Origin of the sequence: Streptomyces sp. NPDC091280, from assembly GCF_044768565.1 — a bacterium.
Classification (GTDB): domain Bacteria; phylum Actinomycetota; class Actinomycetes; order Streptomycetales; family Streptomycetaceae; genus Streptomyces.
The window spans coordinates 259328-277052 of sequence record NZ_JBIVUZ010000014.1 but is presented as its reverse complement, the minus strand read 5'-3'; the positions used below and the strand labels follow the sequence as shown (position 1 = coordinate 277052).

Sequence of the window (17725 nt, the reverse complement as noted above, 5' to 3'; positions counted from 1 at the left end):
TACCAGATGCATACGGGTGGCCGGGTCGCATTCGGGCAACCGTCTACGACCGCTGCCCGTGGAAGCCTTCTGCGGCCTACTGTTGAGGTGTGCACCTGCCGTGCCCAGCTGCGGTTGGGGCAACCCCCTGCTCTTGGAGAGCCGGGGGAAGGGTTTTCCAAACGTGGTGCCGTTGATGGAAGTCGGGCATCGGACCGCGTGGCGTGGGCACCGCCGGCTGTGAGAGGGACGGGAATGGAACCGACCGAGAGCGCCCCCCCGGACTCACTCCTGCGCCGGATCGGGAGCGCCTGGCGGGAGAGCCGTTGGGGAGCGCGCCCCGCGGAGCGTCCGGGCAGCGCCCAGCCGCGCGCCACCGGACAGTACTCCACACCGGACGCGCGCCACGACGCACCGCTCTCCGCCAACCACCCCGCCGCGCTGCCGGGCGGCGAGTCCGGACGGCACCTGACCTGGCCCGCGCTGCCCACGGCGGTGGTGGCCGCGGCCGGCTTCGTCCTGGGCGCCGGTTTCTTCCGCGCGTTCACCGGCGACCACGCGCTCTTCCCGTCCGGCACCGTCGGCTGGTCGCTGGCCGTCCTCACCGGCATCATCGTCGGCCACCTGGTCGCCCTCGGCCGCGCCCGCTGGTGGGGCGGCACCGGCTCGGGCGCCGCCCTCACCCTCGGCGTCCTGCTGCTCTACGGCTGGGTCGCCGCCGGCATGGTCAGCCTCACCGTCGTCGTCCTCGTCGGCATAGCCCGCCGCAACCGCTGGCGCCAGGGCGTGCTGCACGGCGCGGTCGACATCCTCGGGATAGCCGCCGGAGCGCTCGTACTGGGCGCGTTCGGCCGGGTGCCGTCCGTCGAGAAGCCCTGGAACCCGGCCACCTGGACGGTCTACACCGCCCCCGAAGTGGTCCTGGTCGCCCTCGCCTATCTCGCCGTGACCCGCACCCTGCTCTGGTATCTGCACGCCCCGCGCCACGGCGGACTGCCCACCGTCGCCCGCACCGCCCTGCTCAGACAGGGCCTGGTCGCGGTCGCCCTGCTGGGCATCGCCCCGCTGATCTGCGTGGTCGCGGTCGCCCGGCCGGTCCTGCTGCCGCTGTTCTCGATCCCGCTCATCGCCCTCGACTCCACCCTGTGGATGGCCCGCGCCCGCGCCGAGGAGCAACTGCGCGATCCGCTCACCGGGCTGCCCAACCGGCAGTGGCTCCTGGAGCGCATCTGGACCGCTCTGGACGACGCCGAACGCATCGGCGCCAAATCCGCGCTCATGCTGATCGACCTCGATCGCTTCCGGTCGGTCAACGACACTCTCGGTCATCTGGCCGGTGACCGGCTGCTGTTGCAGATAGCCGACCGGCTGCGGGCGGCCCTGCCGCGCGGGGCGGAGGCCGCGCGGCTCGGCGGCGACGAGTTCGCGGTACTGCTGCCCGTCGCCGACTCCACGACGTCCGCGACCCGGGTCGCCCGCAACCTCGTCGCCGCGCTCAGCTCCCCGCTCGACCTCGACGGACTCACCCTCGTCCTGGAGGCCAGCGCGGGCGTCGCCGTCTTCCCCGACCACGCCCTCGACGCCGAGGGACTGCTGCGCCGGGCCGACGTGGCGATGTACCAGGCGAAGCGGGACCGTACGGGCGTGGAGGTCTACGAGTCCAAGCGGGACTCCAACACCCCCGACCGGCTCGGCCTCCTGGGCGATCTGCGCCGCGCCCTCGACGCGCACGAGGTGCAGGTCCACTACCAGCCCAAGGTCCGCTTCGACGGCCAGGTCGCCGGCCTTGAGGCGCTGGTGCGGTGGGTGCACCCCGAGCGCGGGAAGGTTCCGCCGGACGAGTTCATAGCGATCGCCGAGTCGTCCGGGCTGATGCCGCACCTCACCGAGTACGTGCTCGACACGGCCCTCGCGCAGGTCGCCAGATGGCGCGCCCAGGGCCTCTTCGTCCCGGTCGCGGTCAACGTCTCCCCGCGCGATGTGCACACCCCCGGATTCGCGGGCTCGGTCGCCGCGCGGCTGGCCCGGCACGGTGTCCCGGCGGGCTCGCTCCAGCTGGAGATAACCGAACACGTCCTGCTGGAGGACCCGCAGCGCGCCGCCGACACCCTCAACGGCCTCACCGGCCACGGCGTCAAGATGTCCCTCGACGACTTCGGCACGGGCTACTCGTCCCTGGTGCATCTACGGCGGCTGCCGGTCAGCGAGTTGAAGATCGACCGGTCGTTCGTGGCGCGGCTCGCGGTGGACACGGAGGACGCGGAGATCGTGCGCTGCACGGTCGATCTCGCCCACTCGCTGGGCCTGCTCGTCGTCGCCGAGGGCGTCGAGGACGACGAGACCTGGGAGCGGCTGCGCGACCTCGGCTGCGACGCCGTACAGGGCTGGCTGGTCGCGGCGGCGATGCCGCCGGAGGACATGACGGCGTGGTTGCTGGCGCGCGGGTCCCGGGGATGGCAGCGGCCCAGGGCGGCTCTGCCGGCGGCTGCGGCGGACGATCCCGGGAGGATCGGCTGACCGGTCCCGGCCGGTCGAGCGGCTCGCCGCGCCCCTGGGGGACGCCCCAAGTGGAGCGGGCCATCAAACCGTTTAACGGCTGAGGCCCCCGGCCCCATAGGATTGGCCCCAAACCACACACACTCACCCCAGAGGAACGCTGCATGCCTGGCATCACGCGCGAGGAGGTCGCCCACCTCGCCCGGCTGGCGCGTCTGGAGCTGAAGCCCGAAGAGCTCGAACACTTCGCGGGACAGCTGGACGACATCATCGGCGCGGTCGCCCGCGTCAGCGAGGTCGCCGACCAAGACGTACCGCCGACCTCTCACCCGCTGCCGCTGACGAACGTCATGCGCGCGGACGAGGTCCGTCCCTCGCTCACCCCCGAGCAGGCGCTCTCCGGCGCCCCGGCCCAGGAGCAGCAGCGTTTCAAGGTGCCGCAGATCCTGGGGGAGGACTAATCACCATGACGGACCACAGCAGCATCATCCGGCTGACCGCCGCCGAGACCGCCGCGAACATCGCGTCCGGCGTGCTCACGGCCGTCGAGGTCACCGAGGCCCACCTCGCCCGGATCGAGGAGGTCGACGCGAAGGTGCACGCCTTCCTGCACGTCGACCGCGAGGGCGCTCTCGCGCAGGCCCGCGCCGTCGACGAGAAGCGGGCCAGGGGCGAGCAGCTCGGCCCCCTGGCGGGCGTTCCGCTCGCGCTGAAGGACATCTTCACCACCGAGGGCATCCCGACCACCGTCGGCTCCAAGATCCTCGAAGGCTGGATCCCGCCCTACGACGCGACGGTCACCAAGCGGCTGAAGGCCGCCGACGTGGTCATCCTCGGCAAGACCAACATGGACGAGTTCGCCATGGGGTCCAGCACCGAGAACAGCGCGTACGGCCCGACCGGCAACCCGTGGGACCTCACCAAGATCCCCGGTGGCTCCGGCGGTGGTTCCTCCGCCGCGCTCGCCTCCTTCCAGGCGCCCCTCGCCATCGGCACCGACACCGGCGGCTCCATCCGCCAGCCGGCCGCCGTCACCGGCACGGTCGGTGTCAAGCCGACGTACGGGGCCGTGTCCCGTTACGGCATGGTCGCGTTCTCGTCCTCCCTCGACCAGGGCGGGCCCTGCGCCCGTACGGTCCTGGACGCGGCGCTGCTGCACGAGGCCATCGCCGGGCACGACCCGCTCGACTCCACCTCGATCGACGCCCCGGTCCCGCCGGTCGTCGAGGCCGCGCGCAACGGCAGCGTCGCGGGCATGCGGGTCGGCGTCGTCAAGCAGTTCCGCGGCGAGGGCTACCAGGCCGGTGTCGTCCAGCGCTTCGACGAGGCCGTCGCCGTACTGAAGGAACTCGGCGCCGAGATCGTCGAGTTGGACTGCCCGTCCTTCGACCTGGCCCTGTCGGCGTACTACCTGATCGCGCCCTCCGAGTGTTCGTCGAACCTGGCCCGTTTCGACGGCCTGCGCTACGGCCTGCGGACCGGCGACGACGGCACCCACTCCGCCGAGGAGGTCACCTCGATCACCCGCGAGGCCGGCTTCGGCCCCGAGGTGAAGCGCCGCATCATGCTCGGCACGTACGCGCTGAGCAGTGGCTACTACGACGCCTACTACGGCTCGGCGCAGAAGGTCCGTACGCTCATCACCCGCGACTTCGAGAAGTCGTTCGAGAGCGTCGATGTGATCGTGTCGCCGACGACGCCGACCACCGCCTTCCCGATCGGCGAGCGCGCCGACGACCCGATGGCGATGTACCTCGCGGACCTGTGCACCATCCCGACCAACCTGGCGGGCAACTCGGCCATGTCGCTGCCCTGCGGGCTCGCTCCGGAGGACGGCCTGCCGGTCGGGCTCCAGATCATCGCGCCCGCGCTCAAGGACGACCGCCTTTACAAGGTCGGCGCAGCCGTAGAGGCAGCCTTCGTGGAAAAGTGGGGCCACCCGCTGCTTGAGGAGGCACCGTCGCTGTGAGCAACGCACTGTCGAAGGCCAAGGGCTTCAAGAAGTCCAAGTCCGGCACCTATGTGTCCATCGCCACCACCGCGTTCGGCGCGCTGGGTGTCGCCAAGCAGATCAAGAAGGCGCGCACCGAGCACGACACGCTCCGTCTGATCGACGCCACGGTCTCCGCCGTCGCGATCGTCACCGGCCTCGCCATCCTGTACCGCGAGCTGAAGCGGCTGGGCGACGACGACGTCCTGCTGGGCTGAGAGGGAAAGTTCACCGTGACCACCACGACCGACCTGGAGTCGTACGAGGACGCTCTCGCGTCGTACGACCCCGTCATGGGCCTTGAGGTCCATGTCGAACTCGGCACCAGGACCAAGATGTTCTGCGGCTGTTCGACCGAACTGGGCGCCGAGCCCAACGCGCAGACCTGCCCGACCTGCCTCGGCCTGCCCGGCGCGCTCCCGGTCGTCAACGCGATCGGCGTCGAGTCCGCCATCAAGATCGGCCTCGCGCTGAACTGCGAGATCGCCGAGTGGTGCCGCTTCGCCCGGAAGAACTACTTCTATCCGGACATGCCGAAGAACTTCCAGACCTCCCAGTACGACGAGCCGATCGCCTTCAACGGCTATCTGGACGTCCAGCTGGAGGACGGCGAGACCTTCCGGGTGCAGATCGAGCGCGCCCACATGGAGGAGGACACCGGCAAGTCGCTGCACGTCGGCGGCGCGACGGGCCGGATCCACGGCGCCTCGCACTCGCTGCTCGACTACAACCGCGCCGGCATCCCGCTCATCGAGATCGTCACCAAGCCGATCGAGGGCGCCGGCGAGCGCGCCCCCGAGGTCGCCAAGGCGTACGTCGCCGAGCTGCGCGAGCTGATCCGGGCCCTCGGTGTCTCCGAGGCGCGGATGGAGCAGGGGCAGATGCGCTGCGACGTGAACCTCTCGCTGCGCCCGCACGGCCGCGAGAAGTTCGGCACCCGCAGCGAGACGAAGAACGTCAACTCGCTGCGCTCCGTCGAGCGTGCCGCCCGCTACGAGATCCAGCGCCACGCCGCGGTGCTGAACTCCGGCGGCACGATCATCCAGGAGACCCGCCACTTCCACGAGGACACCGGGTCGACGACCTCGGGCCGCGTGAAGGAGGAGGCGGAGGACTACCGGTACTTCCCGGAGCCCGACCTCGTGCCCGTCGCCCCGTCCCGTGAGTGGGTCGAGGAGCTGCGTGCCGGGCTGCCCGAGCAGCCGCTGGCCCGCCGCAACCGGCTGACCGAGGAGTGGGGGATCACCGCGTTCGACATGCAGTCGATCCTCAACGCCGGTGCCATCGACCCGATCGTCGCGACGATCGCCGCCGGTGCCGACGCGGCCTCCGCCCGCAAGTGGTGGATGGGCGAACTGGCGCGCAGCGCCAACGAGTCGGGCACCGCGCTCGACGAACTGCCCATCACCCCGCAGCAGGTCGCCCGGGTCGCCGCCCTGGTGACCGCCGGTGAGCTGAACGACAAGCTGGCCCGCCAGGTCATCGAAGGCGTCCTCGCCGGCGAGGGCACCCCGGACGAGGTCGTCGAGAAGCGCGGTCTGAAGGTCGTCTCCGACGACGGCGCCCTCACCACCGCCGTCCAGGAAGCCATCGCCGGCAACCCGGGCATCGCCGACAAGATCCGCGGCGGCAAGGTGGCCGCGGCCGGTGCCCTGGTCGGCGCCGTCATGAAGGCCACCCGGGGACAGGCCGACGCGGCCCGCGTCAAGGAACTGATCCTGGAGCAGCTGGGCGTCAGCGAGGGCTGAGCCGCCGTAGGACATCCACATCCCTGGGGACGCGTCGGGTGAGACGCATCCCCGGGGATGTTCGGTGAACGGGCCCCTCCGGTTCTGCGTAGCTTCCTGTGGGAGAGCAACGAGACTGTGGAGGACGTCGGTTGGCCGTGCACGAGGTCTCTCAGGAGGACGCGCCGCTCCCGCCCGCCATGGAGGGACGCGGGGAGTCCGGGACACCGGACGTCGACGATCCCGAGCTGGACGCGCGGCGGGCCCGCTGGACGGCGGCCCTGACCGGCGCCGTGCTGGCCCTGGCCGGAGTGGCCGCGGCGGTGCTCCGGGCCGCCGCTCCCGAACCGCTGCTCGTCCCGGCCGCCTACGCCGTGGGCGCCGCGCTGTGCGCGCTCGCCGCGGTCCTCGGCTCCCGGGGCCGTACCAGACGGGCCTTGTGGCTGCTGGTGGTCGGCGCGATGGTGATGGCGCTGGGGGACCAGTTCGACTGAGGCGCCCACCGGGGTGACAGAGTCGCCGTTACTGTCCTGTGATCTGGCTCCCACTCTCGTGATGAAGGCCACGAACGTGATGAACGATCACTTTCGGCTGCGAGAGTGGGTCGCGTATCGCTCATGCGTTCTTTGCGGGCTGTTCATTCCTCGGACGGTGTTTCCCGGTCAAAGATCCACCATTCGCCATCCCCGGGAGCACGTTCGTGGCAGCCCTTGCCCGCTGGTGTGTTCGGCACCGCCTCGCCGCCGTCCTGTTGTGGCTCCTCGCGTTCGGCGGGGTCACCGCTGCCGCCGCCGTCACCGGCTCGGCGTACTCGAACGACTACGAGGCCCCCGGCACCGAGTCGGGCCGCGCCGCCCAGCTCCTCAAGGAGAACTTCCCAGGCCTCGGCGGCGACAGCGACACCGTCGTCTGGCACACCACGTCCGGCTCGGTCCGCGCCGCCGACGTCGAACAGACCATGACCGACGCCCTGGACCGGATCTCCGCCCTCCCCGCGGTCGCCTCCGTGGTCAGCCCCTACGACGGCCAGGGCACCGGCCGGATCAGCGCCGACGGGCGGACCGCCTACGCCACCGTCACCTTCGCGCACCAGGCCGAGGACATCGACAAGTCCCAGGCGCAGGCCGTCGTCCGCGCCGCGAAGGCCGCCGCGACCGACGGCCTCCAGGTCGAACTGGGCGGCGGCGCCATCGCGCTCACCGAGTCGTCGAGCGGGCACACCGCCGAGATCGTCGGGGTGGCCGTCGCCGCCCTCGTGCTGTTCCTCGCCTTCGGGTCGCTCGCCGCCTCGCTGCTGCCCATCGCCACCGCCCTGGTGAGCGTCGGCACCGCCTACGCGGCGATCGTGCTTCTCGGGCACGCCATGACGGTCGCCGACTTCGCGCCGATGCTCGGCATGCTGGTCGGGCTCGGCGTGGGCATCGACTACGCCCTGTTCATCGTGACCCGGCACCGGCGCGGACTCAAACGCGGACTGTCCGTCACCGAGGCGGTCACCAACGCGGTCGTCACCACCGGACGCGCGGTCGTCTTCGCCGGGGCCACGGTGTGCATAGCCCTCCTGGGGATGCTGATCCTGCGGCTCGGCTTCCTCAACGGGGTCGCCGTCGCCGCCTCGCTGACCGTGGTGCTCACCGTCGCGGCCTCCGTGACCCTGCTCCCCGCCCTGCTCTCCTTCATCGGCCCCCGGGCCCTCAGCCGCCGCGAACGGCGCCGGCTGGCCGAGCACGGACCCCAGCCGGAACTGCCCACCGGCCTCGCCGCCCGCTGGTCCGCGTTCGTCGAGCGCCACCCCAAGCTCCTCGGCGCCCTCGCCCTGATCGTCATCACCGTCCTCGCCCTGCCCACGCTCTCGCTCCACCTGGGCACCTCCGACCAGGGCAACGACCCCAGGACATCGACCACCCGCCAGGCCTACGACCTCCTCGCGGCCGGCTTCGGCCCCGGCGTCAACGGCCCCCTCACCCTCGTCACGAAGATCGACGGCGCCGAGGACAAGCTCACCCTCGACAACCTCGCCGCCACCCTCCGCACCACCGAGGGCGTCGCCTCCGTGACCCCGGTGACCTACGACGGCGGCGGCTCCACCGGGTATTTCGGCGTCGTACCGGACTCGGCCCCGCAGTCCCGGCGGACCAGCGACCTCGTCGACCGGCTGCGCACCGAGGTACTGCCCCGCGCCGAGACGGGCACCTCGCTCGACATCCAGGTCGGGGGCGTGACCGCCGGCTACGACGACTTCGCCGACGTGATCGTCGGGAAACTCCCGCTGTTCGTCGGGGTCGTCATCGCGCTCGGCTGCGCGCTGCTCCTGCTCGCCTTCCGTTCGGTCGGCATCCCGCTCAAGGCCGCCGCGATGAACGTCGCCGCCGTGGCCGCCGCCTTCGGAGTCGTCGTCACGATCTTCCAGTGGGGCTGGGGCAGCGAGTTCCTCGGCCTCGGCCGGGCCGGACCCGTCGAACCCTTCCTGCCCGTGATCATGGTGTCGGTCCTCTTCGGGCTCTCCATGGACTACCAGGTCTTCCTGGTCAGCCGGATGTACGAGGAATGGCTGGAAACCGGCGACAACCGGCGGGCCGTCCGCGTCGGCCTCGCCGAGACCAGCCGGGTCATCAACTCGGCCGCCGTCATCATGATCTCGGTCTTCCTCGCCTTCGTGCTCAGCGGCGACCGCGTGATCGCCATGTTCGGCATCGCGCTGGCGTCCGCCGTGGCCCTCGACGCCTTCGTCCTCCGTACGCTGCTCGTCCCCGCCCTCATGCACCTGCTCGGCGGCGCCAACTGGTGGCTGCCCCGCCGCCTGGACCGCGTCCTGCCCCGCATCAGCATCGAGCCCCCCGAGTGCCGCGCCGCCCATGAGAGGCTGGCCGCCGCGACGGACGCCGAGGTGGCGGACGTACTGGCCGAGGAACGGGAGCAGGATGTACGCGATATCCCTGGGTGACGACGGAGCGGAACTGCGTCCCCTGGAGCCGTGGCACGCCGAGGAGTTCCTCGCGCACCTGGACCGCGGCCGGGAGTTCATCGGCCGGTACATCACCTTCGGCTCCAAGGCCACCGACGTCGACTCCGCGCGGGACACGCTCCAGCGCTACGCCGACCTGCGCGCCGCCGACAGCGGGTCCCTGCACGGGATCTGGCTGGACGGCAGGCTCGTCGGCGGGGTCCTCTTCCTCAACTTCCACGCCGACCAGGGCAACTGCGAGGTCGGCTGCTGGCTGGAACCCGCCGCGGCCGGGCGCGGACTGATCACGCGCGCGATACGGATCCTCATCGATTTCGCGGTCGAACAGCGCGGGGTCCACCGGGTCGAATGGCATGCCGCCGCGGGCAATGAGAAGAGCCTGAATGTTGCCCGCCGCATGGGCATGACCAGGGACGGTGTCCTGCGCGCGGCACACCCCCACGGGGGCGTCCGGCACGACATCGAGGTGTGGTCCGTGCTCGCCCCCGAGTGGCGCGCGGCACGCGCGCGTGCCGCGCACGCCGATCTTTAAGGAACTTCTCAGAAACCACCCCTACCGTGCGCACCATGGGTACCAAGACTGTTGACGAGGCCGCGAACGAGGCCCCCGAGGTGAAGAGCGACGCGGAGACCGTCGACGTCACCAAGACCGATGTGACGAAGACCGATGTCACCGGCACCGAAGAGGAAGTGACCGAGCAGGAGACCGCGGACACCGCGGCCGAGGCCGCCGAGGACGAGGACGACCTCACCGAGGAGGAGTACGCGGCCGAGCTCGCGAAGCTCGGCCTGGAGGAGCCGGAGAGCCCCACGGGCGTCGGCCAGGGCGCCGCCGCCGTGGTCTCCGCCGCGCTCGGCTTCATCTCGCTCTCCGGCGGCTGGATCGGCTCCGTCGCCGCCGCCCGCGAGACCCTCAAGGGCCAGCTCTCCACCTCCTCGACCGCGAGCGTCGCCACCCAGATCAAGGAGGTCTACGGCGACGCCTGGCACACCACCGCGCTGTGGGCCGGCGTCTTCGCCCTGGTGGGCCTGCTCGTCGGCGTCGGCGCCCTCGTCCGGCCCGCCTTCGGCGCCCCCGGCAAGCCGCAGGCGACCTGGATCAAGTCGGTCGCCTGGGCGGGCGTCGCCCTCGGCGTCGTAGGCCTGCTGCTGGCCGTCCTCAAGTACACCGACGTACTGCTCAGCCTGCCCTCCGCGAGCAGCTGAGACACCGCGGTCCATCAGGGGCCTCAGGCTCTCCGTAAGCACCTTACGGAGAGCCTGAGGCCCCTTACGCATGTCTAAGGCCCGCCCGTCCCCGCAAGATGCGGAACTCTCCCGATGTGGCGGACCCCCCTGGGAGACGAAGGTTGAGGCATCGCAGAAAGCGAAGCCCGAAAAACCGCCTCTTCCAAGGGACTTGAGATGTACGAGTACGAGATCCACCAGCTCCGTTCCGCCGAACTCCGCCGCCAGGCGGCCAACGAGCGGCTGGCCCGCGAGGCCGTCCGCGGCGCCCGTGCCGCCCGGCGCCGGCAGGACCGCCAGACCATGGAGAGCGAGGTGCATACCGAACGCCCGCGCCGGCACCTGTTCGCCCGTGCCTCATGACCGGCCGGGCGCGCGAGGACGGCCGTACCGCGCCCGCCCGGCAGGCCGGCGGGCTCCTCCCGGCCGTGGCCGCCCGCGCGAAAACCGGTGCCGCGTTGTCAGACCCGCGTGACATCCTCGGGACCGTGGAGACCAGGTCCGTCAGTCCGGTCTTCGTCGGCCGCGCCGACGAACTGGACACGCTGAACGACGCGCTCGCCCGCGCTGCCGCGGGCGAGCCGCAGGCGTTGCTGCTGGGCGGCGAGGCCGGCGTCGGCAAGACCCGGCTCGTCGAGGAGTTCGCCGGCGCCGCCTGCCGCCGGGGCGCGGTCGTCGCGCTCGGCGGCTGCGTCGAGATCGGCGCGGACGGCCTGCCCTTCGCCCCGTTCTCCACCGCCCTGCGCGCCCTGCGCCGCGAACTGCCCGCCGAACTCGCCACGGCCGCCGCCGGCCAGCAGCAGGAACTCGCCCGGCTGCTCCCCGAGTTGGCGGAGACCCCCACCGCGCACCGGGGCCACCGCGGCGACGAGGAGGGCATGGCCCGCCTCTTCGAACTCACCGCCCGTCTCCTGGAGCGCGTCGCCGCCGACCGCACGGTCGTCGTCGCCCTGGAGGACCTGCACTGGGCCGACGCCTCCACCCGCCACCTCCTCGCCTACCTCTTCCGCACCCTGCGCACCGGCCGCCTCCTCGTCCTCGCCACCTACCGCGCCGACGACATCCACCGCCGCCACCCGCTGCGCCCCCTGCTCGCCGAACTCGACCGGCTCCGCACGGTCCGCCGCATCGAACTCGGCCGCTTCAACCGGCAGGAAGTGGGCCGCCAGATCGCCGGGATCCGCGCCGCCGAACCCGACCCCGCCCAGGTCGACGACATCTTCCGGCGCACCGACGGCAACGCGTTCTTCGTCGAGGAACTCGCCGTCGCCGCCCAGGACGGCTGCCGCACCGGCCTCACCGACTCGCTTCGGGACCTGCTGCTCGTGCGCGTCGAGTCACTGCCCGAGAGCGCCCAGCGGGTCGCCCGGATCGTCGCCGAGGGCGGCTCCACCGTCGAGTACCGGCTGCTCGCCGCCGTCGCCCGGCTCGCCGAGGACGACCTCATCGAGGCCCTGCGGGCGGCCGTCGGCGCCAACATCCTCCAGGCCGCGCCCGGCGACGACGGCTACCGCTTCCGCCACTCCCTGGTCCGCGAGGCGGTCGGCGACGACCTGCTGCCCGGCGAGCGCTCCCGCCTCAACCGGCGCTACGCCGAGGCACTGGAGGCCGACCCGACGCTCGTCCCGGCCGACCAGCGCGTCATGCGGCTGGCGAGCTACTGGTACCACGCCCACGACCCCGCCAAGGCCCTCCCCGCCGTCCTGGACGCCTCCGTCGCGGCCCGCGGCCGGCACGCCCACTCCGAGCAACTGCGGCTCCTGGAGCGGGCGATGGAGCTGTGGGACACCGTCCCCGAATCCGTGCGGGCGGCCCTGCGCCCCGTCGACTACACCGAGGTCTATCCTCCCTGCGGCTGCGACCCGGAGACCACACCCCTGCGCTACCTCGACCTGATGGCCGAGGCCGCCGTCGCCGGGCGGCTCAGCGGGGAGCGCGAGCGCGCCCTGAAGATCACCAAACGGGCCCTGCACCTCCTGGAGGACGAGGGCGACCCGCTGCGGGCCGCCTGGTTCTGGGTGCAGCGCTCCGTCCTGGTCCGCCACCAGGGGCGCGGCGACGGCTGGCCGGAACTCGCCGCCGCGCAGGAGCTGGTGCGCGGTCTGCCGCCCTCCGAGGTGCACGCGGAAGTCCTCGCCAAGGTCGCCGGCTGGTCGATGGTCCACGTGCCGGGCCCCGACGCCTACGTGGCCGCCGAGCGCGCGGTCGAGTACGCGCGCATGGTCGGCGCCCGCGAGATCGAGATGGACGCCCGCCTCACCCTGGCCGGCCTCATGGTCGCCTCCGGCGATGTCGAGGCGGGCCTCGCCGAACTGGTCGAGGTGAACGAACGCACGGTCGCCGAGGGCATCTCCGCCGTCGCGGGCCGCAGCTATGTGAACCTCCCCTCCTCCCTCGAAACCGTCGGCCGCTCCCGCGAGGCCGTGCCGATCCTGGAGACCGGGCTCGCCTTCGCCAAGAAGTACGGCCAGTTCGACAAGGAGGCCTGGATCTGGGGGAACCTCGCCGAATCCCTCTTCACCCTGGGCCGCTGGGACGAAGCGGCCGAGGCCGCGACCAAGGCCGAGCGGGTGGGCCAGAGTTCCAAACCGCGCGGCTTCCACGCCCGTCTGCTGGCCGAACTCGCGCTCGCCCGGGGCGAGGTGGCCGAGGCCCGCCGCCAACTGGCCGCCGCCCGCGAGCACTTCGGCACCCATGACGTCGCACCCCAGCACCACCAGCCCCTGGAGCGGATCGAGATCCAGGTCGCCGCCGCCGAGGGCCGCCACCTCGACGCCCGCGCCACCCTCGAACAGATCCTGGACTCCGGGTTCCGGCCCGGCACCCACTTCGAGACCTGGCCCCTCCTGGTGGCCGCCGCGGTCGCCGAGACCCAGGCCGTCGGCCTGCCCGCCGCCGACCCCGGCCGCCCCAAGATCCTCGAACGCATCAGGGAAGCCGCCAAGCCGGTCGCCACCAATGTGCCCGTCTGGCAGGCCCACGAGCGCTGGCTCCGCGCCGAACTGCGGCGCGCCGAGGGCCGCTGCACCCCGGACGACTGGTCCGAGGCGGTCACCGCCTTCGAACGCCTCGACCGCCCCTACGACCTCGCCCGCGTCCGGCACCGGCTCGCCGAGGCGCTGCTGTCCGGGACCGGCGACGACACCGGCAGCGGCGGCAGCGGCACCCACGGGGACACCGGCACCGACGGCGGCGGCGCCGAGGACCGGCGTGAACGCGCCACGGAACTCCTCCGGCTGTCCGGAGCCGTCGCCGAGCACCTGGGCGCCCGCCCGCTCGCCGAGTCCGTCGCCCTGCTCGCCCAGCGGGCCCGGCTGACGCTCAGCAGGGTCCCGGCACCGCGAGCCGTCCCGGCCGACCCCGTCGAGGCGCTCGGCCTCACCAGCCGCGAGCGCGACGTCCTGCGCCTGGTCTCGGCCGGCCGGACCAACCGGCAGATCGCCGAGGAGCTCTTCATCTCCCCGAAGACCGCGAGCGTCCACGTCTCGAACATCCTCGGCAAGCTCGGTGTCTCCGGCCGGGGCGAGGCGGCGGCGGTGGCCCACCGCCTGGGGCTGTTCCCGCCCGACCCGCTCACCGCGCGTCCGGCCGGATGAGCCGTACGCTGGAGGGGACCGGCCAGGGGAGGCGTGCCGTGTTCAACATGTTCGAGGAACTGTTCTCACCGGGCCGCAAGCACACCGAGGACGAGCGCAACCGCCTGGAGATGACCAGGGTCGACGTCGCCGACGGCGACCCCGGACGCGGGCCGATAGACCTGGACTCCGGCAAGGTCGTCGTCCGCCTGCCGGACCCCGGCGCCGACGCCGCCGACGCGTCCGCTACGACACCTGAAGCTCCAGAATCCGGTCGTCCCCCGACTTAGGCGTGCCCCGCCCGTCCGTGTTGCTGGTGATCAGCCACAGCTTGTCGCCGCCGGCCGACGCCACCGTGCGCAGCCGGCCGTACTCGCCGGTGAGGAAGGCCTGCGGGGCGGCCGAGGCCTTCGTGCCGTCCAGCGGGACGCGCCACAGGCGCTGCCCCTTCAGGCCCGCCATCCAGATGGAGCCCTCCGCGTAGGCGATGCCGCTGGGGGAGGCGTCGTCGGTGTGCCACTGGGCGATGGGGTTGTGGTACTTGGGATCGCTGCTCCTGCCCTCCGCGTTCGGCCAGCCGTAGTCGTCGCCCGGAGTGATCGCGTTCAGTTCGTCCCAGGTGTCCTGGCCGAACTCCGAGGCGAACAGCCGTTGCTTGGAGTCCCAGGCCAGGCCCTGCACATTGCGGTGGCCGTAGGTGTACACCGGCGAGTCCGGGAAGGGGTTGCCCGGGGCCGGGTCGCCCTCCGGGGTCAGTCGCAGGATCTTGCCGCCGAGGGACTTCTTGTCCTGCGCCAGGCCCCGCTGGCCGCTCTCGCCCGTGCCCGCGTAGAGCATGCCGTCCGGGCCGAAGGCGATCCGGCCGCCGTTGTGGATGTAGCCCTTGGGGATGCCCTTGAAGACCGTGTCCGGTGCGCCCAGCTGCTCACCGGCCGGCTTTTGCGGGTCGTAGAGCATGCGGACGATGCGGTTGTCCGAGGCGGAGGTGAAGTAGGCGTAGATCATGTGGTCCGAGGCGTAGTCCGGGGACAGCGCGATGCCGAGGAGGCCGCCCTCGCCCGCGGGGGAGACCCCGGAGACCGTGCCCAGCTCCGACTTCCGGCCCGTCTTCCCGTCGATCCGGGTGATCGTGCCGTCGTCGCGGGAGGAGACGAGGAGGTTCCCGTCGGGCAGCGGGGCCAGGCCCCAGGGCGTCTTCAAGCCCTCGGCGACCGTGCGCAGCACCTTCACCGTGCCCTTGGCGGGCGGGATCAGCGCGGCGGGCTCGGTGGCGGACGACGAGCCCGTGGCCGTACCGCTGCTGCCGGACGGTTCGGGCAGGCCGTAGCGCGGGTCGTCGCCGGAGGAGCAGCCGGCCGTCAGCAGGAGCGCGGTCACGGCCAGGGCGGCCGGCACGACTCGACGTTGCACGATCAGGTCCCTTCGACGCACGGGTTCTCCTTGTCATACACCGCTCACGCCGCCCGGGTTCCCGATCCCCGGCGACCGACGCGCGATCGAGCCCCGGCTCGCGTCCGAAGGCCGGGGCCCGCACGCCGGCGGCGGGTCAGTCCCAGGACCCCAACGGCCCCGGCAGTTCCGCCACCTCCGTGAGGTCCTCCGGGGTCAGGCGCAGGTCCGTGGCCGCCGCGTTCTCCGTGACCCAGCGTTCCTGTTTGGTGCCCGGGACCGGGATCACGTGCGGGCCCTGGGCCAGGGTCCAGGCGAGGGCCACCTGCGCCGGGGTGACGTCCGGGCCGTGGCGGCGGGCCACGCGGCGCAGGCCGGCCACGATCGGCTGGTTCGCGGCGGTCATCTCGGCGGTGAAACGCGGGTGGCGGGCGCGTACGTCGTCCGGTTCGAAGCCCTCGCCCGGGGTCAGGGTGCCGGTCAGGAAGCCGTTGCCGAGGGGCATCGCCGCGAGGAAGCCGATCCCGCGCTCCGCGCACCACGGCAGGAGCGCGTCCAGGGCCTCCGGCGACCAGACGGACAGCTCGGCCTGGACCGCCGTCACCGGGAACACCTGTTGTACGCGCCGGAGTTGGCGGATCGTTCCGTCATGGAGCCGGGCCCCGGGGCGGCGCGCGGAGCGGGCGCCGACCGCGCACAGGCCCAACGCCCTTACTTTTCCCGCCTGTACGAGGTCCGCCATCGCGCCCCAGGTCTCCTCGACCGGGACCTCGGGGTCGGCGCGGTGCAGTTGGTAGAGGTCGATCACCTCGGTCTGGAGACGGCGCAGCGAGGCGTCGCAGGCGCGTCTGACGTAGCCGGGGCGGCCGTTGGCCACGATGTGCTGCTCGCCGACCAGCAGGCCGACCTTCGTCGACACGAACGCGTCCCGGCGCCGCTCCCTCAACACCCGCCCCAGCAGCAGCTCGTTGGTGAACGGGCCGTACATGTCGGCGGTGTCCAGCAGCGTCATGCCGAGGTCGAGCGCCCGGTGCACGGCCCTGACCGACTCCTCGCCCCGCTGCCGCGACCCGCTGTACGCCCAGTTCATCGGCATGCAGCCGAGCCCGACGGCCCCCATCGAGAGCGCCCCCGCGCCGATCGTCCTGCGCTCCACCTGCTCGTGACCCTCCCTCTCCAGGCCCACCAACCTAACCTCTGCACGCGCGCGTCCCTGACATAGCCTCCTGACCATGACCGATGACGTGTGGCTGCCCATCCCGCCGGAGGAGATCGAGGGGCTCCCCGAGGGGCCCAACTACCTGTTCTGGGACGGAGGTGCGGACGGCGACCAGGAGTTCCCCGGTGATCCGGCGGACTGCGTGCTGTACGTCGTGCCGTACATGAAGCGCCAGCCCGTGAAGACCCGGCCCCTCGCGCGGATGCGGAATCTCCGGGTCGTCCAGACGCTGACGGCCGGGATCGACGACATGACCGCCGACCTCTCCCTGATCGCCCCGGGGGTGCGGCTGTGCAACGCCCGCGGAGTGCACGAGGCCAGCACCGCCGAGCTCGCGCTCACGCTGACCCTCGCCTCGCTGCGCGGCATCCCGCAGTTCGTGCGGGCCCAGCAACAGGAGCGCTGGCAGGGCGACTTCCACCCGGCGCTCGCCGACCGGTCCGTCCTCATCGTCGGCTACGGCGCGATCGGCGCCGCGATCGAGGACCGGCTCACTCCCTTCGAGGTCGCGCGGGTGGCGCGCGTGGCGCGCTCCGGTCGCACCACGGAGCGCGGGCCGGTGCATCCGCTCACCGAACTGCCCGCCCTGCTCCCGGACGCGGACGTCGTCGTCCTGTCCACACCTCTCACCGAGACCACCCGGCACCTGGTCGACGCCGAGTTCCTGGCCCGGATGAAGGACGGGGCGCTGCTGGTCAACGTGGCCCGAGGTCCCGTCGTGGACACCAAGGCGCTGCTCGCGGAGCTGGAAAGCGGCCGTATCACCGCCGCGTTGGACGTCACCGACCCCGAACCGTTGCCCCAGGGGCACCCGTTGTGGCAGGCGCCGGGCGTGCTGATCAGTCCGCATGTCGGCGGGCCCACGTCGGCGTTCCTGCCGCGTGCGAAGCGTCTGGTTGCGGACCAGTTGGGACGGTTCGTGAACCATGAGCCGCTGCGCAACGTGATCCTTACGACGGGGCCGGTGGAGTAGGCGGAACAGACGCGCGATCCGCTTCCGGCACCCTCCGCAACCTTCCGGAAGCGGGGCGTGCACGCATCTCCGCTGGTCGTCACGGAGCGTAGAGGAACTATGTCCCTGAGTGACGAGACTGGTGTATCGTCCCGGCAGGGGCTGCGCCGCGCACCGTTCGGCGCCGGGGACGGACATTTCAGACT

Annotated in this window: 15 protein-coding genes; 13 read left to right on the top strand and 2 right to left on the bottom strand. The window is 72.1% G+C overall.

The window, feature by feature from the left end; translation table 11 throughout:
• The first annotated feature begins 234 nt into the window (after positions 1–234).
• From ACIQPR_RS37570 to ACIQPR_RS37515, 12 genes are all read left to right on the top strand, one after another.
• A complete protein-coding gene (locus ACIQPR_RS37570; RefSeq protein WP_403657946.1) occupies positions 235–2496 on the top strand; it encodes a putative bifunctional diguanylate cyclase/phosphodiesterase in 2262 nt (753 codons plus the stop codon).
• 143 nt (positions 2497–2639) lie between these two features.
• Positions 2640–2936, top strand: a complete 297-nt coding sequence (gene gatC, locus ACIQPR_RS37565) for an Asp-tRNA(Asn)/Glu-tRNA(Gln) amidotransferase subunit GatC (RefSeq protein WP_007384860.1) — start codon at positions 2640–2642, stop codon at positions 2934–2936.
• A gap of 5 nt (positions 2937–2941) precedes the next feature.
• Entirely contained in the window at positions 2942–4444 is a 1503-nt protein-coding gene (gene gatA / locus ACIQPR_RS37560) for an Asp-tRNA(Asn)/Glu-tRNA(Gln) amidotransferase subunit GatA (protein WP_403657944.1), read from the top strand.
• Positions 4441–4683, top strand: a complete 243-nt coding sequence (locus tag ACIQPR_RS37555; RefSeq protein WP_019068646.1) for a hypothetical protein — start codon at positions 4441–4443, stop codon at positions 4681–4683. Before gatA ends, ACIQPR_RS37555 begins: the two co-directional genes overlap by 4 nt.
• A 15-nt stretch (positions 4684–4698) precedes the next feature.
• Complete coding sequence (gatB, locus tag ACIQPR_RS37550; RefSeq protein ID WP_403657942.1) at positions 4699–6213, top strand: Asp-tRNA(Asn)/Glu-tRNA(Gln) amidotransferase subunit GatB; 1515 nt, start codon at positions 4699–4701, stop codon at positions 6211–6213.
• A 179-nt stretch (positions 6214–6392) separates the two neighbouring features.
• The gene (locus ACIQPR_RS37545) at positions 6393–6686 is read left to right on the top strand and encodes a hypothetical protein (RefSeq protein WP_403658181.1); all 294 of its coding nucleotides are present in this window, start codon (positions 6393–6395) and stop codon (positions 6684–6686) included.
• A gap of 206 nt (positions 6687–6892) precedes the next feature.
• Positions 6893–9136 (top strand): MMPL family transporter, encoded by a 2244-nt coding sequence (locus ACIQPR_RS37540; protein WP_403657939.1) that lies wholly within the window; start codon positions 6893–6895, stop codon positions 9134–9136.
• Positions 9114–9689 (top strand): GNAT family N-acetyltransferase, encoded by a 576-nt coding sequence (locus tag ACIQPR_RS37535; RefSeq protein ID WP_403657936.1) that lies wholly within the window; start codon positions 9114–9116, stop codon positions 9687–9689. The genes ACIQPR_RS37540 and ACIQPR_RS37535 overlap by 23 nt, the downstream gene beginning before the upstream one ends.
• A 35-nt stretch (positions 9690–9724) precedes the next feature.
• A complete protein-coding gene (locus ACIQPR_RS37530; RefSeq protein ID WP_403657933.1) occupies positions 9725–10363 on the top strand; it encodes a hypothetical protein in 639 nt (212 codons plus the stop codon).
• Between the two features lie 198 nt (positions 10364–10561).
• On the top strand, positions 10562–10747 hold the full coding sequence (locus tag ACIQPR_RS37525; protein ID WP_403657930.1) for a hypothetical protein: 186 nt from the start codon (positions 10562–10564) through the stop codon (positions 10745–10747).
• Positions 10744–13980: an AAA family ATPase gene (locus ACIQPR_RS37520; protein ID WP_403657927.1), complete on the top strand. Its 3237-nt coding sequence runs from the start codon at positions 10744–10746 to the stop codon at positions 13978–13980. Before ACIQPR_RS37525 ends, ACIQPR_RS37520 begins: the two co-directional genes overlap by 4 nt.
• A gap of 38 nt (positions 13981–14018) precedes the next feature.
• Positions 14019–14249, top strand: a complete 231-nt coding sequence (locus ACIQPR_RS37515) for a DUF6191 domain-containing protein (protein WP_403657924.1) — start codon at positions 14019–14021, stop codon at positions 14247–14249.
• Here the strand turns inward: ACIQPR_RS37515 and ACIQPR_RS37510 are convergent.
• Positions 14206–15354, bottom strand: coding sequence for a PQQ-dependent sugar dehydrogenase (locus tag ACIQPR_RS37510; RefSeq protein WP_403658178.1), 1149 nt, complete (start codon positions 15352–15354; stop codon positions 14206–14208). The two genes, ACIQPR_RS37515 and ACIQPR_RS37510, sit on opposite strands and share 44 nt — an antisense overlap.
• 151 nt (positions 15355–15505) lie before the next feature.
• A complete protein-coding gene (locus tag ACIQPR_RS37505; RefSeq protein WP_403658175.1) occupies positions 15506–16504 on the bottom strand; it encodes an aldo/keto reductase in 999 nt (332 codons plus the stop codon).
• A gap of 76 nt (positions 16505–16580) precedes the next feature.
• Here ACIQPR_RS37505 and ACIQPR_RS37500 point away from each other — a divergent pair, with 76 nt between their 5' ends.
• A complete protein-coding gene (locus ACIQPR_RS37500) occupies positions 16581–17540 on the top strand; it encodes a 2-hydroxyacid dehydrogenase (protein ID WP_403657921.1) in 960 nt (319 codons plus the stop codon).
• The last annotated feature ends 185 nt before the right edge of the window (positions 17541–17725 follow it).